Below are 12,579 nucleotides of genomic sequence, written 5' to 3'. Positions count from 1 at the left end.
TCTCCTCTATGCTGGTGGCGTGAAAATCCCTAATAAGGCTAAGATGTTGCCAATAATTCCAACAGCTATCGCGCCAACAGGGCCTACTGCCATCCGTACAATTGGGCGGCCTCCGGCTTCGTTTAGTAAATAAAATCCGGCGATGGCAAAGAAGCCAAATCCAGGGACAATCGCATTTGCCGCATTGGCGCCGCCGATGAGCAATGCTACTTCAAGAACACGTGTCATCGCGGTACGGATATTTTCCCCAGAAGCACGCACGCCTGGATAACGGTCAAGAAACTTCGCTAACTTTGATAACAGCAGGACTTCAAGCAAGATCACAATCGCACCAATCGCCGCGGCAATAAACGGGTTTGGCGAAAAGATACCAACAGCAAAAACGAGTGTAAACCCGGCTGGACCATATACGCCTGTAGCAATAGCGGTGCTGGCAATGAGTGGCACAAAGCCAAGTGCTTTCGCTAGTGCGGCAATGCCTCCCTCATTAATCCGGCCATCTGCAAGCAAATTCAGTGTGATCGGATCTCCAGATACAATTAACAAATTTGCAGCTGCAGCAAGCAACGCACCTGATGCCATGAGCACAACTGCAAACTTTTTAATCCGGTTCACCCGGTCGACAAACAATGTCGCCATTTGTTCCATGCTTGTGTCATCCGATTTTTCCTGCATGGCAAACGCCATTAAAAACACCATTCCTACAACGAGGGCAATCCCTTCCGGACTAAGGGTCACCGATGAACCACCAATTTCAATAAGGCCTTTTTCATTGGAAAATACAATCAGCTGCCGGGCAAGCGCTGCCACCAAAAACGTGACAACCCCTTTCTTGACAGAGAACTGCAAAGCAACAGCAATCGCTGGGAAGACCATAAAGGCCACAACAACCGGTTCGCCAACCAAATTGAAGCCATCTACAAAGTTCAGCGGCAAGCGAGCAAACAAATCAACAACGACTTGAAGCCCATAATAGATGCCTGCTCCGTAAAGTCCCCCTAACACACCTGCTGCCATTGTGGAAAATTTGCCTCTTGCGATTGACAGACCAATGATATCCGTTCCTAGCAAAATGCTATGGATCAAAATAATGCTGCCAGCAATAGATATAGGAATGCCGAAACCAATGACAAGCCCAAAGCTCATTGCAAATGCGGTTACTCCTAATTCCTTCCGTGACATGCGCCCTTCCAAGTTCTCTGGTACAATTGGGCGCAACCCATCATTAAAAACGGCGATTCCTAAATTGGCCATCACTGCGCTTAGCGCACCGATTGCAATGAGCAAAATTACATCTACCATGGTATCCCTCCGTTAGCTCTTTATATTAAGCTTTTAACGCATCGAGTAAATATTCGACCGCTTTTTCTTTATGATCGCCGGTGAAGCCAAATGCCTTGCCGCCTTCCTGCACGGCTTGTTCAACTTTTTCTTTCACAGGTGGTTTCCCAGGCATCGAAATCGTGTGGCAGCTTGCCTTGCCAACCAACGAAATCGCCATCGCCAAAGCACCGCCGCCCCCAGTATGGCATGCGCCAAAATAGTAATCTGCTTGGCCTTGTTTGAGCAGCATCGCTGCTTCTAGATCAGACTTGACAACGGTTTCAATATCAGGATTCTTCTCTTTAATTAATTTCTCTATTTCCTTCTTTTCTACTTGGCCGCCAATAACAATTTTCATCGAAAAACACTCCTTTAGTTTTTGGTTTAATTTCTCACTATACTGCTTTCCTTATGAAACAGACGAAAATGTGCTGACAAAATGCATATAGAGAAACTGCTGTTCTTCTTTAGGGAGCGGTTCGCCAACAAGGGATTCAATTTTTTCGACGGCCTCCTTAGCAGCAGGCAAATGTGGGGAAGCAAGGACTTCTTCCATAACGGCATCCCCTGGACCAGTCAACGCTTCGTTCTGTTCAATTCTTGTCAACGCCATTGCCAAATGGGTCACTAACATTGCATAATTCTCATGCAAGTGGTCAGGAACTTGCTCGTCCACTACTTGGGTGGTGACACGGTATGCTTTGTCCGTGATCGTTCCTGCTTCTTTTAAAATCTGCAAACGTGTATACAATTCCATCTTCAACCCTCCTTAATATAATGTACATTTTTTTGTATATTGAATGTGAAGGAAAGTTCCTAATAAGAAGGAATGATCTCCCCTTCAACGACTTGCTTCTGGATCGTTAACAGTTCTTGTTTGTCTATTAATCCTAACAAATAAGAAATCGTTTGTTTATCTCCATGGGCCACAAGCGCCGTTTCACTAATCTCCTGCGAGTTTCTGACTGCAAGAGAAGAAGTAAGTTCTTTTGCATAAAGTGTCGGGCGCTGCACTTCATCTGCATTCCACACGGTCGCATCGATCAATCCAGCTTCTAGACTTTGCAGCAAGTGCATGTACGTCGTTTCTACAAATGTTACCTTCTTTCCTTGTGCTTCCGCTTCAGCTAACGTTCTTTGGTCAGCCGATTTTGAGTCAATACCGATTCTCATGCCATCTTCAATTTCGGTTTTGTCGCTGTCAGCAAAATAGATTTTATGCTTGCTGACATAAGATTGGGCGCCTAGCCTTTTTTCAATCGTGATGTTTGCCTTTTCTACGGCATTTTTGGCAGCCATAAACGAAACAACGGCAAAATCATAGCGTCCTTCTTTGACTCCTTCAAGGCGCGGGTTGCTTCCTCTCATGAAGGCAAGGTTTAAGCGAATGCCCATGTTATGGAAAACAGTCGTCAGAGCGGTCGCCAAGCCTTCGTATTTTTTCGAGTACGGCAAAGGCATAACCGCCGTAATCGTGTTGACACCAGCAAACTCCAATAATTTCGAGACATCTTTCTGTAACAGGAATGTGCCCAAGTGACCACGGGACAAAAGCTCAATCGCCTTCGCTTCTTCCAGTATTTTTAAAGAACTTTGTATAGTGCCTCGTCCTACATTTAGTTCTTGTGCTAAAGATTCGACTTTCGGAATCCGTTGGCCTTTCTCAATCGTGAGTAACAGGGACGCAACTCTTAGTAATGTTTTCCCTTTTTTTGACAGAAGTGCTTCGTTCATGTTCACCTCCACCAATATACTGTTTTTTGTACAATGAAACATTATCATAGAAAGCGCTTTTACACAAGTGTTTTTGTTAAGATTTCTAACGTACATTTTCTTAGTTGTCATTTTCATACTATTACAATTCGGTCACATCGCGATTTCAAGTTACGTAACACTCTTCAAAAATTACCGCAAACTACAAGCAAATGACTGCACCACCCTATAGCCCTATGTAAGTTTTGCTCACAAGGTTTTTCGAAAACAGAGGATGTGTATACTAGCATTGTAGAGCCACACCTGGAAGTTGATACAGAAAGGGGTTGCTTTGATGGACAGCCGAATTAAATGGATCGATGCGGCGAAAGGGCTTGGCATTGTTCTTGTTGTCATGAGCCATGCGCCCATCGACGAAACGCTTAAAGCCTTTTTGTTTGCCTTTCATATGCCTTTGTTTTTTTACTTGTCTGGAGCAGTATTTCGTCCTCATTCCATGAGTATTTGGGCCTTTATTAAGAAAAAAGCACGAAGCCTGTTATGGCCATACTTCGTTTTTTCAGCTGCCTCTTATCTCATTTGGTACAGCATGACAAGACATTTTCCTTTCACTGCTGGTGACGACGTCAATCCAATTAATCCGTTTGTCGGCATCTTTTTGTCGACACCTGGGAATTATCAACTTACGTACAACCCGGCCATTTGGTTTCTCACTTGCCTATTTGTTGTCGAATTGCTCTTTTTTCTTTACTATCGCCTGTCTAAAGGAAGATTCATTGCGACGTTTCTCATTGTCGCTGCTATCGCCGGTTACGGGTCGACCATGCTTTCGTTTGCATTGCCTTGGAACATTTTCGTTGCTTTAACGGCGATTGTATTTTACGGCCTTGGCCATTTGACAAAACATTTATGGAAGACGCTCCCATGGCCAAGAGTACTGCTTATTGCCATGCCCTTATTTATATTGGTGTCTTTCGTCCAAGCGCTCAATACAGAGCGTGTTGACATGCGGGCAAATGTACTTGGCGAATTCGGCTACTTTTATTTAGCTGCAATTGCAGGCATCGCCGCCTTTCTTGTGCTCATTCCTAAGCTGCAGCACTCAAAGACACTATTGTTTCTCGGCCAAAACTCGATTGTGATCTTGCTTATCCACTTGCCAATGCTAAACTTTGTCCGCGCTGCCCTTTATTACGGATTTCAAGTTGACTTAAGCACCGCTAACAGTTTGCCTTGGACGTTGTTTTTCACAGTCGTTACGATTGTCCTTGTCGTCCCATTTATCTATTTGTTGCAGAAATACCCATGGCTGCTTGGAAAAGCACCATTGAAAAGGCAGGGGCGGTTGCAGAAGCAACACGCCTTACAAGGAAACGCTGTGCCCCGCTAACAGGGCACAGCGTTTCAGACTGTAGACAAACGCTCGCATACTTCGTCGATTGTCTCGGTCATATGCTCATGAACCCCCGTTCTATTCGCATCTTCCCTCGCCTGCACTCCTCGTCTGACAAGCGTTTTCTATCAGTCTGATGATTTTGTCGACTTTGTCGACAACCTCCACTATGCCCGCTAACAGGGCACAGCGTTTTTTTAACCGATCGGCCAGTTTTCTTGTTTATAAGCCATATCCCAGAACATATATTCATAGCGGCTCGTATTCATAAAGATCGTTTCAATCCGGTCTAGTTCGGCCTCGCTCTTTTCTGCGGCAAGCTCGTCTAGCTTGGCAATCAGCCAGTCCGCAATTGCGCCAAACTCTGGCGAAGAGTACATTTTCACCCATTCTCCGTATGCCTCATGTTCTGTGGCGCCTGGAATATTCGCGAGCGCTGTGCCAATTTCATAATAGCTCCAAGCACACGGCAAAATCGCCGCAATGAGCTCGGCAAGGGATCCTTTTTGTGCTTCAGCCATCATCGCGCTGCTATAAGCAAGCGTTACTGGGCCAGGAACTGTCTGTTCCAACTGTTCCTGTGTAATTCCGAGGCGCTTCGCATATGCGCGATGCAGATCCATTTCGCTGTTAAGCGTTTCATCAAGCGCTTTCGCAAAACCAGACATCGTTTCCAAATCAGGTGCCAGTACCGTGCCAAGGGCGATAACGCGGGCATACTCGATCAAATATTTATAATCCTGGCACATATAATATTGAAATGCTTCTAGTTCAAGAGTGCCGTGGCCAATTCCTTGGACAAACGGATGATTGTGGCTCGCTTGCCAAATCGGATCAGCGTTTTTACGAATACGTTCTGAAAACTTCATAAGTTATTCTCCCCTTTTTTCGGTATTGCACCATTTATAAATGAAGGCGACAAGCGCTTTCGTATAACGGACGAGTTCATCAATGTCAAGCTGTTCATTCACGCCATGGGCGTGTGCTAATTTCCCAGGCCCATAACAAATCGTCGGCATTCCATATTCGGCCAACCAGCCACCATCGTTCACGCTAGTTGACATTTCTATTTCCAATGGAGCCTCGAAAACAGTCTGATGGACGGTCTTTAAAACAGATAATGCAGGATGAGCTTCATCGATTGAAAAAGCAGGGAATACTTCCCCTTTGTCTTCAATCATAGAGGCGCCGCCCCAAGTAAAGGTTGGAAGGTGGTCCTTCAACCACACATCCGCTTTAGCTGTAGCAAGAAGATGGGCTTCAATTTCGTTGGCCACTTCTTCGGCAGATTCATTTGGATAAAAATGCACCGTTACCCACAACCTGCATTCATCAGCAATAAACGCTGGATGGCGCCCGCCTTCAATGACAGCTGGATTAATCGTATTGGTTCCAGGCGGAAAACCTGGATACGACTTTGTCACAGCCCAGTGGCGCTCCAGTTCTTGCAAAGCAGCAATCAGTTTAGCCATTTTTTCAATCGCACTAGCTCCCTTTAAGCCACCACCGGCATGGATCATATTCCGCCGCGTGCCATCATGGTGAGTCGAGTCACTTTTTACGGTAATCCAGCCAGTAATGACACCGCCTTGTCCATGGACACGGCAGTTGCTTGTGTCGGCTACAAGTGCATAATCTGCCGTATAGCCTCGCTCACAACATTGTTTCGTGCCAGCCTCGCCGACTTCTTCGCCTGTAACTGCTTCAAGCAGGACGTCGCCCTTTAGTTCAATGCCATGATCATGCAAAAGACGCAACGCAAACAGACAAGCACCAAGCCCGCCTTTCATATCGGCGGCACCACGGCCATACAGCGTCCGTTCTTCTACCCTAGGAGAAAAAGGAGCGTATTTCCATTGGCTTTTTTCTTCCTCTTCGACTGTAGCGACATCGACATGGCCATTTAAAAGGAGGCTATGGTACTTCGTTCTATCTGTGCCTTCCTTCTTCGCCACGATATTCCAATCGCCTGGGTACGATTCCCACTTATCGACAGCCATCCCCGCAGCACGCAAATAGCTCTCAATATACTGTTGGATATCGGCCGTATTTCGGGCTGGAGGGGCTATGGTCGGATAGGAAATCAAATCAGACACAAGCCGAATGAGCTCCTCTTCCCGTTCTTCCACTTGCTTAAGCAACGATTCCACCTGGTTGTTGTCCTCCTTTTCCACACAAAAAAACCGCTACTTAAAAAAGAAGCGGGTGGCATGTCGAGAAAACGTGCCCGCTTCCCTCCGCTGGTCCGAACCAGATCAGGTGATAAGGGTTAAGGCGTTTGCCTCTCTCAGCTTCCATCATTCGAAGCACCCCTAGCGGTTTTAGTGATTGTTTTGATATACTAACGCTACCATATGTAAGCGCAATCGGCAAGGCTTGATCTTTTATGAACACGATAGGAGATGGCTTTTATGGCTTTTCCACGTAAATTGAAACGCTTGGGTCTTTTTGGGCAAATGACTGCATTAATGGCTATTGTTCTTCTCGTTTCATTGCTGCTTGTAACGGTGTTCTTTTCATCCATTATCGACGGGATGATTGAGCGAACCACGGGAGAAAAAGCACTGGCGGCAGCGGAACTAATCGCTGAACACCCGGACATTATTGATGCGTTTGCCGACCAAAATCCAGCAGCACGGATTCAGCCAATTGCTGAAACATTGCGCAAGCGCACGGGCGCCGATTATGTTGTTATTGCCAATACGGAAGGGATTCGGTATTCTCATCCTCATGAAAACCAAATTGGCCAGAAGACAGAAACAAGCAACGAAGCGCCTCTTGCCGGCAAATCAACCGTTTTTATTGGCAATGGAATTCTTGGCGAGGCTGTAAAAGCCAAAACGCCGATTTTCAATAGAGAAGGAAACATTATCGGCGTTTCATCAGTTGGTTTTCTAACGACTGAAATTAAGGATGACATTCTTTTTTACCAACTGCGCGTTGCTGGCTTTGGCGGTTTAGCCCTCTTGATTGGCATTCCCGGCGCACTCTATATCGCTAGACGCGTCAAAAAACTTATCTTCGGGTTAGAACCGGAGGAAATCTCGCGCGCCTTTTCGGAAAAACAAGCAATTCTCGAATCGGTAGGGGACGCAACGCTGGCAGTTGGCCCCGATCTCCAGATTCTTTCAGCAAATAAACGTGCACGAGTAATTTTAGGGAGCCATGTGGATGGCGAATTAACTGAACCTCAATTGCAAGCGTTTATTAAACAAGCTGCTGAAAACCCGGAAAAGATTACCCAACAGAGGCTATTAATCGCTAACACTCTTTATATTGTTGATGCGGCGCCAATTTTAGCTAAACATGCAGCAATCGGCTTTGTGTTGACGATCCGCCCGTTTTCAGAAGTAGAGGACCTGGCAAATGAATTGTTGGAGATTAAGCAACATACCGAACATATGCGAGCGCAAACCCATGAATACTTGAATAAGCTTAATACATTAAATGGCTTATTGCTGCTTGAGAAATACGAAGAAGCAAAAGCGTTTATGAAAGCGGAAGTAACAGAGTTGCAAGAAACAGTCACCTTCCTCATGGCTTCTGTGAAAGACCCGCTTATTGTCGCAGCTTTGCTTGGCAAAGTAAACCGTGCCAAAGAAATGAAAGCAGCCCTTACATTTGCAGAAGGAAGCACTTGGCTCGATTATCCTGCGACAATCAAAAGCGACCATGTTGTGACTGTCATCGGCAACTTAATTGACAATGCCTTAGAGGCGGCTGTTGCTCACCAAGGAGCAAACGCCCATGTCCATATTGCTTTTACCGATTTTGGGAATGATATGATTATGGATATTGAAGACAACGGCAAGGGTATGACCCCTAAAGAAGAAGCGCACTATTTGGAAACAGGGGCAACAAGCAAAAGCGAGGGCCAGCACGGCCTTGGTTTAACCATCATGCAACACGCCCTTCACCAGCTTCATGGCACTTGGTTCATGGCCGAACGCCCTGGGGGCGGCATGCGTATGACGATTGCTATACCTAAACATAAAAGACTGTAAATCATACAATGCATCTTTATAAGGAAACAAATCAGAGGAGCGAATCAAACTATGCAAACCCCTTCCATCGGCGTGCTGATTGTTGAAGATGATCCAGTCGCCGCTTCTGTTTACGAACAATTGATTCAAAGCAAACTAGATTTTACGATTGTTGGAAAAGCGGAAACAGCGAAAGCGACAAAACAGCTTCTCCAAGTCATTACGCCAGATTTAGTGTTGCTCGACGTTCAATTGCCCGACGCTAACGGCATCGACTTGCTGTTTCACATTAAGCAACTTGACCATCATGTCGACGTCATCCTTATTACTGCCTCTAACGATGCCCAAACAGTAGGAGAGGCCAAACGAGGAGGCGCATTTAGCTATATGCTAAAACCAATTATTGTAGATCGTTTTTTCCAAACACTTGAGGAATACAAAGCAGCGAGAACGAAAGGCAAGCCGAAAAGTACCGATGCCGAAAGAGACATTCAACGTTTGTTCCACCATGATAAAACGGGCCAACCGGCTTCCAATGTTGGCCTGCGTACGTCTGGGCCACTCCCAAAGGGAATTGACAAGCATACGTTAAAAAACGTGGAAGAAGCACTCGTACATATTACTGAAAGTGAAAGCCTAAACGCTGAGCAAGTCGGCAAACGCATTGGCACTAGCCACTCCACAGCAAGACGGTATCTCGAATACCTTGTTTCGATCGGCGCTGTCAAAGTGGATGTCGTTTATGGACATGTGGGCCGGCCAGAACGGCGCTATAAGCAAGCAGCACGCAAATAAGCGGCTTGCTTTTTTCGATCATTTTTTCTACGACTGCCGAGAATGAAAAAAATGAAAATAATAGCCACTTATGCAAAAAACGCAAGTAAACTATCGCTTTCGCACCTTCCTTGCTACATTAATAAAAAAAGAAAGCGGTTTCAAAAGGAAGGGGAGAATGTCTATGCTTGCAGTTTTAGGCTACAGCATGATTGTTGTTTTTATGGCTTTAATTATGACGAAACGAATGTCAGCTTTGCTTGCATTAATAATTGTTCCAATTGCATTTGCCTTAATTGGCGGCTTTTATTTGGGCATCGGCGAAATGATGTTGGACGGCATTTCACAAGTTGCTCCTACTGGTGTCATGCTCGTATTCGCCATCCTTTTTTTCGGCATCATGATCGATGCCGGTTTGTTTGATCCCATTGTCAATTTGATTTTGCGTGTTGTCAAAGGCGATCCGCTAAAGATTGCGATTGGCACGGTTTGCTTGGCATCGCTTGTTGCTTTGGACGGTGATGGCACGACTACATTTATTATTACCGTAACGGCGATGCTTCCATTATACAAAAAGCTTAAAATGAACTTGTATATGTTAGCGACTTTGGCGCTTCTCTCGATTGGCGTTATGAATATGACGCCTTGGGGCGGACCAACTACCCGGGTAATCAGTTCATTGCAGTTAACGACAGAAGAAGTTTTCTTGCCGTTGATCCCAGTAATGGCATTCGGGATTGTTTTCGCTTTACTTGTTGCTATTTATTTTGGCTTGAAGGAACGCAAACGCCTTGGCATCCAGCAAATTGGCGAACCAACTGCTGTAGATATCCATGCTTCGGAAAGCCAAGTCGCCGCTGCTGTTGCGAGCGAAAACGAACTAAAGTCATTGCAACGTCCGCGCCTTATTTGGGTAAATGCCTTCTTAACTGTTGCTTTGCTTGTTGCTTTAGTTGCCGGAGTGCTTCCACTCCCGGTACTGTTTATGATCGCCTTTGCTATTGCAACAATGATTAATTATCCGAACCTAACGGAACAAAAAGAACGTATAGTGGCTCACGCCGGCAATGTCCTTTCTGTTGTCGCTCTCGTGTTTGCGTCAGGCATTTTTACAGGCATTATGAATGGAACAGAGATGGTCGATGCGATGGCAACCTCACTCGTTAACATTATTCCGGAAGAGCTTGGTACGCAACTGCCGCTCATTACGGCTTTAACAAGTATCCCATTTACGTACTTTATGGCCAATGACCCGTACTATTTCGGCATTGTTCCTATTATTGCTGAAACGGCAAATAATTACCAAATTCCCATTGCCGAAATTGCCAGGGCTTCTGTCTTGAGCCAACCAACTCACGTACTAAGCCCGTTGTACGCTGCTGGCTATCTCCTTGTTGGGATGCTTGGCATTGACTATGGGCAAAATCAACGCTTTGCTCTAAAATGGGGCCTCGGCTCAACCCTATTTATGGTTTTAGCAGCCATCTTGTTAGGCGTCATTTCTATTTAAGGGAAAATGTTAAAATCCGAGTTGATACTCGGATTTTTTGTGTAATTAGCCCCGATGGTTTGCATAGAAACGATTCGCTCGTTCACGTTTGGGTTAAAAGTGGCAAGCAGATAGCATGACCACCATTAACAAAGGGAAAAGCACACAACTACCTTGAGATTTTCCCACTATCTATTATCCTCTTCTTCCTCCTTTAATTCAGGAAAATTCTCAATCATTGATCGAACATCTTTAACAAACTCTTCCTCTGTATATTGACCATCCGCATGTTTTAAAATATCCAGTTTGCCACAAATAATCTTCATGATTCCCTTTGCGTGTTCTTCTTTCAAGCCGTTTACTTTATCAATCATCTTATCCAACTCAAGCATTCAATCATTACTCCTTCCGCTTCCTCTACACCTAATATTAACATACCACCAATTCGTTTTTATAGATGAAGGCCCATCCTTGCTATACGAGCGCTTTTAAGGAGTGGTTTTGTTCCAACTTGTTATTGTCAAAAATAAACATGTATTATTTATTGAAAATACAGTATAGTATAATCTACATTTATATTTTCATTGGTTTCAACTATTTTGTAAGCGCTGTCATACATGCCAATGATCCTTAGAAGGAGGTTCCACCATGAAACGTCTTTTCCTGTTTTTCAGTGTGTCGCTCCTTGTTTGTTCTAGTTGTCAATTTGCCCCTATGTCAGGCGAGTCTAAACCGGTCATTACACTTTGGTATTGGAACCGCAGCCTGAGTGATGATGTGATTGCGAAGACGCAAGAAGCCTTTCCTCATGTGACGATTGATGCCCAAAAGATCGGCGGAGATGAATACAAGACGAAGTTGCATACGGCACTCATTGCGGGGAGGGGGCCTGACATTGTCGCCATGAATGACTGGGCCTATGAGTATATCGCTTACGCCGAAGAGTTTGTCAATTTGCTGGATTATGGCGCAGATCAATTAGAGCAGGAGTACTTGGATTGGAAATGGCAGGCTGTACAAGACCCAGAAACCGGTGCGCTCATTGCCCTGCCGATAGACACTGGCCCAACTGCCCTTTATTACCGAGCAGACTTATTTGAGGAAGCGGGATTGCCTACCGAACCCGATGAAGTGCATGCCCAATTGCAGACATGGGAGGATTATATCGAGGCGGGCATTCAAATGAAAGAAACAACAGGTGTCCATATGTTTGAATCGATTACAAAACCTTATTTGCAAGTGATTGAGCAGCAATCAGACAAATACTTTGCTGAAGACGGCACTTACATCGGCGATGGAGAAGCGATTCAATATGCTTGGAATACAGCAGTCCGCATCCACGAAGAAGGCCTGTCTGCACGTCTGACAGAAGGGCAAGAAGTCAATGCCGCTTTAAACGGGGGCGATGTTGCTTCACGGGTAGGAGCAGTTTGGGAATCGCAAATTTTACAGGATGCTGCTCCTGATACAGCAGGGAAATGGCGTGTTACGAGAGCCCCTGGCGGAGACGGCAATAACGGTGGTTCCTTTATTGGCGTTCTTGATAGCTCCGCCCACAAAGATGAGGCAGTGGCGATTACAAAATGGCTTGTATCACCAGATGCCCAGCTCGACCATTTTTTAGACGTCAATCTTTTTCCTTCTGCGATTGAGACGCTTGAGTCAGAGCTTTTGCGTGAACCTGATCCTTTTTATGGCGACCAAGTAGTAGCGGATGTTTTTGTTGAGTCGGCGAAAAACGTCCCTCCTACTTTCTATGGAGAACATTACGGCAAGTTTCGCACGATTTTTAATGATGAGATGGTGCTGATCGATCGAGCCAATAAGAATCCAGAGAAGGCTTGGGAGGATGCACAGAAGAAAGCGCAACGGGAACTGTCAAGAATCGATCAATAAGGAGGAAT

At 45.4% G+C, this 12,579-nt stretch carries 12 protein-coding genes and 1 riboswitch; of the genes, 5 read left to right on the top strand and 7 right to left on the bottom strand.

Annotated elements, in window-relative coordinates; all coding sequences use genetic code 11:
• Window positions 1-6 precede the first annotated feature (6 nt).
• The 4 genes from BUC05_RS18490 to yhfZ are packed head-to-tail and all read right to left on the bottom strand — an operon-like array spanning window position 7 to window position 3,057.
• Window positions 7-1,302 carry a YhfT family protein gene (locus BUC05_RS18490; RefSeq protein WP_011245529.1) on the bottom strand — a complete coding sequence of 432 codons (1,296 nt, stop codon included), beginning with the start codon at window positions 1,300-1,302 and terminating at the stop codon, window positions 7-9.
• Window positions 1,303-1,327: 25 nt separating this feature from the next.
• The gene (locus BUC05_RS18485) at window positions 1,328-1,681 is read right to left on the bottom strand and encodes a DUF2620 domain-containing protein (RefSeq protein WP_011245528.1); all 354 of its coding nucleotides are present in this window, start codon (window positions 1,679-1,681) and stop codon (window positions 1,328-1,330) included.
• 51 nt (window positions 1,682-1,732) lie between these two features.
• Window positions 1,733-2,080, bottom strand: a complete 348-nt coding sequence (locus tag BUC05_RS18480; protein WP_011245527.1) for a PRD domain-containing protein — start codon at window positions 2,078-2,080, stop codon at window positions 1,733-1,735.
• A gap of 59 nt (window positions 2,081-2,139) precedes the next feature.
• Complete coding sequence (yhfZ, locus tag BUC05_RS18475) at window positions 2,140-3,057, bottom strand: GntR family transcriptional regulator YhfZ (RefSeq protein WP_063608784.1); 918 nt, start codon at window positions 3,055-3,057, stop codon at window positions 2,140-2,142.
• A 313-nt stretch (window positions 3,058-3,370) separates the two neighbouring features.
• Here yhfZ and BUC05_RS18470 point away from each other — a divergent pair, with 313 nt between their 5' ends.
• Complete coding sequence (locus BUC05_RS18470; RefSeq protein WP_035205119.1) at window positions 3,371-4,426, top strand: acyltransferase family protein; 1,056 nt, start codon at window positions 3,371-3,373, stop codon at window positions 4,424-4,426.
• A gap of 200 nt (window positions 4,427-4,626) precedes the next feature.
• On the opposite strand, the gene tenA is transcribed toward BUC05_RS18470, so the two are convergent.
• Both tenA and BUC05_RS18460 read right to left on the bottom strand, forming a co-directional pair.
• On the bottom strand, window positions 4,627-5,298 hold the full coding sequence (gene tenA, locus BUC05_RS18465) for a thiaminase II (protein WP_063608783.1): 672 nt from the start codon (window positions 5,296-5,298) through the stop codon (window positions 4,627-4,629).
• 3 nt (window positions 5,299-5,301) lie between these two features.
• Window positions 5,302-6,579, bottom strand: a complete 1,278-nt coding sequence (locus BUC05_RS18460; RefSeq protein WP_035205122.1) for an acetylornithine deacetylase — start codon at window positions 6,577-6,579, stop codon at window positions 5,302-5,304.
• A 65-nt stretch (window positions 6,580-6,644) separates the two neighbouring features.
• Window positions 6,645-6,753: riboswitch (TPP riboswitch) on the bottom strand.
• Between the two features lie 87 nt (window positions 6,754-6,840).
• On the opposite strand from BUC05_RS18460, the gene BUC05_RS18455 reads away from it, so the two are divergent.
• The 3 genes from BUC05_RS18455 (at window position 6,841) to BUC05_RS18445 (ending at window position 10,696) form a co-directional block, all read left to right on the top strand.
• On the top strand, window positions 6,841-8,433 hold the full coding sequence (locus tag BUC05_RS18455) for an ATP-binding protein (protein WP_073305687.1): 1,593 nt from the start codon (window positions 6,841-6,843) through the stop codon (window positions 8,431-8,433).
• A 51-nt stretch (window positions 8,434-8,484) separates the two neighbouring features.
• On the top strand, window positions 8,485-9,207 hold the full coding sequence (locus BUC05_RS18450) for a response regulator (protein WP_011245521.1): 723 nt from the start codon (window positions 8,485-8,487) through the stop codon (window positions 9,205-9,207).
• Window positions 9,208-9,370: 163 nt separating this feature from the next.
• Window positions 9,371-10,696 carry a CitMHS family transporter gene (locus BUC05_RS18445; protein ID WP_011245520.1) on the top strand — a complete coding sequence of 442 codons (1,326 nt, stop codon included), beginning with the start codon at window positions 9,371-9,373 and terminating at the stop codon, window positions 10,694-10,696.
• Window positions 10,697-10,863: 167 nt separating this feature from the next.
• Here BUC05_RS18445 and BUC05_RS18440 read toward each other — a convergent pair whose 3' ends face one another.
• Window positions 10,864-11,067: a hypothetical protein gene (locus tag BUC05_RS18440; RefSeq protein ID WP_035205126.1), complete on the bottom strand. Its 204-nt coding sequence runs from the start codon at window positions 11,065-11,067 to the stop codon at window positions 10,864-10,866.
• Window positions 11,068-11,323: 256 nt separating this feature from the next.
• Between BUC05_RS18440 and BUC05_RS18435 the strand changes: the two genes are divergently transcribed.
• A complete protein-coding gene (locus BUC05_RS18435) occupies window positions 11,324-12,571 on the top strand; it encodes an ABC transporter substrate-binding protein (protein ID WP_035205128.1) in 1,248 nt (415 codons plus the stop codon).
• The last annotated feature ends 8 nt before the right edge of the window (window positions 12,572-12,579 follow it).

It is taken from the genome of Shouchella rhizosphaerae (assembly GCF_900142675.1).
GTDB classification, from domain to species: Bacteria; Bacillota; Bacilli; order Bacillales; family Bacillaceae_D; genus Shouchella; species Shouchella rhizosphaerae.
Note: the sequence above shows the minus strand (reverse complement) of the source record. Positions and strands in the feature narration are given on the sequence as shown.

Excerpts from the sequence above, each read along its gene's own strand:
- BUC05_RS18490 (WP_011245529.1), bottom strand. The coding sequence starts at position 1,302 with ATGGTAGATGTAATTTTGCTCATTGCAATCGGTGCGCTAAGCGCAGTG.
- BUC05_RS18485 (WP_011245528.1), bottom strand. The coding sequence starts at position 1,681 with ATGAAAATTGTTATTGGCGGCCAAGTAGAAAAGAAGGAAATAGAGAAA.
- BUC05_RS18480 (WP_011245527.1), bottom strand. The coding sequence starts at position 2,080 with ATGGAATTGTATACACGTTTGCAGATTTTAAAAGAAGCAGGAACGATC.
- yhfZ (WP_063608784.1), bottom strand. The coding sequence starts at position 3,057 with ATGAACGAAGCACTTCTGTCAAAAAAAGGGAAAACATTACTAAGAGTT.
- BUC05_RS18470 (WP_035205119.1), top strand. The coding sequence starts at position 3,371 with ATGGACAGCCGAATTAAATGGATCGATGCGGCGAAAGGGCTTGGCATT.
- tenA (WP_063608783.1), bottom strand. The coding sequence starts at position 5,298 with ATGAAGTTTTCAGAACGTATTCGTAAAAACGCTGATCCGATTTGGCAA.
- BUC05_RS18455 (WP_073305687.1), top strand. The coding sequence starts at position 6,841 with ATGGCTTTTCCACGTAAATTGAAACGCTTGGGTCTTTTTGGGCAAATG.
- BUC05_RS18450 (WP_011245521.1), top strand. The coding sequence starts at position 8,485 with ATGCAAACCCCTTCCATCGGCGTGCTGATTGTTGAAGATGATCCAGTC.
- BUC05_RS18445 (WP_011245520.1), top strand. The coding sequence starts at position 9,371 with ATGCTTGCAGTTTTAGGCTACAGCATGATTGTTGTTTTTATGGCTTTA.
- BUC05_RS18440 (WP_035205126.1), bottom strand. The coding sequence starts at position 11,067 with ATGCTTGAGTTGGATAAGATGATTGATAAAGTAAACGGCTTGAAAGAA.
- BUC05_RS18435 (WP_035205128.1), top strand. The coding sequence starts at position 11,324 with ATGAAACGTCTTTTCCTGTTTTTCAGTGTGTCGCTCCTTGTTTGTTCT.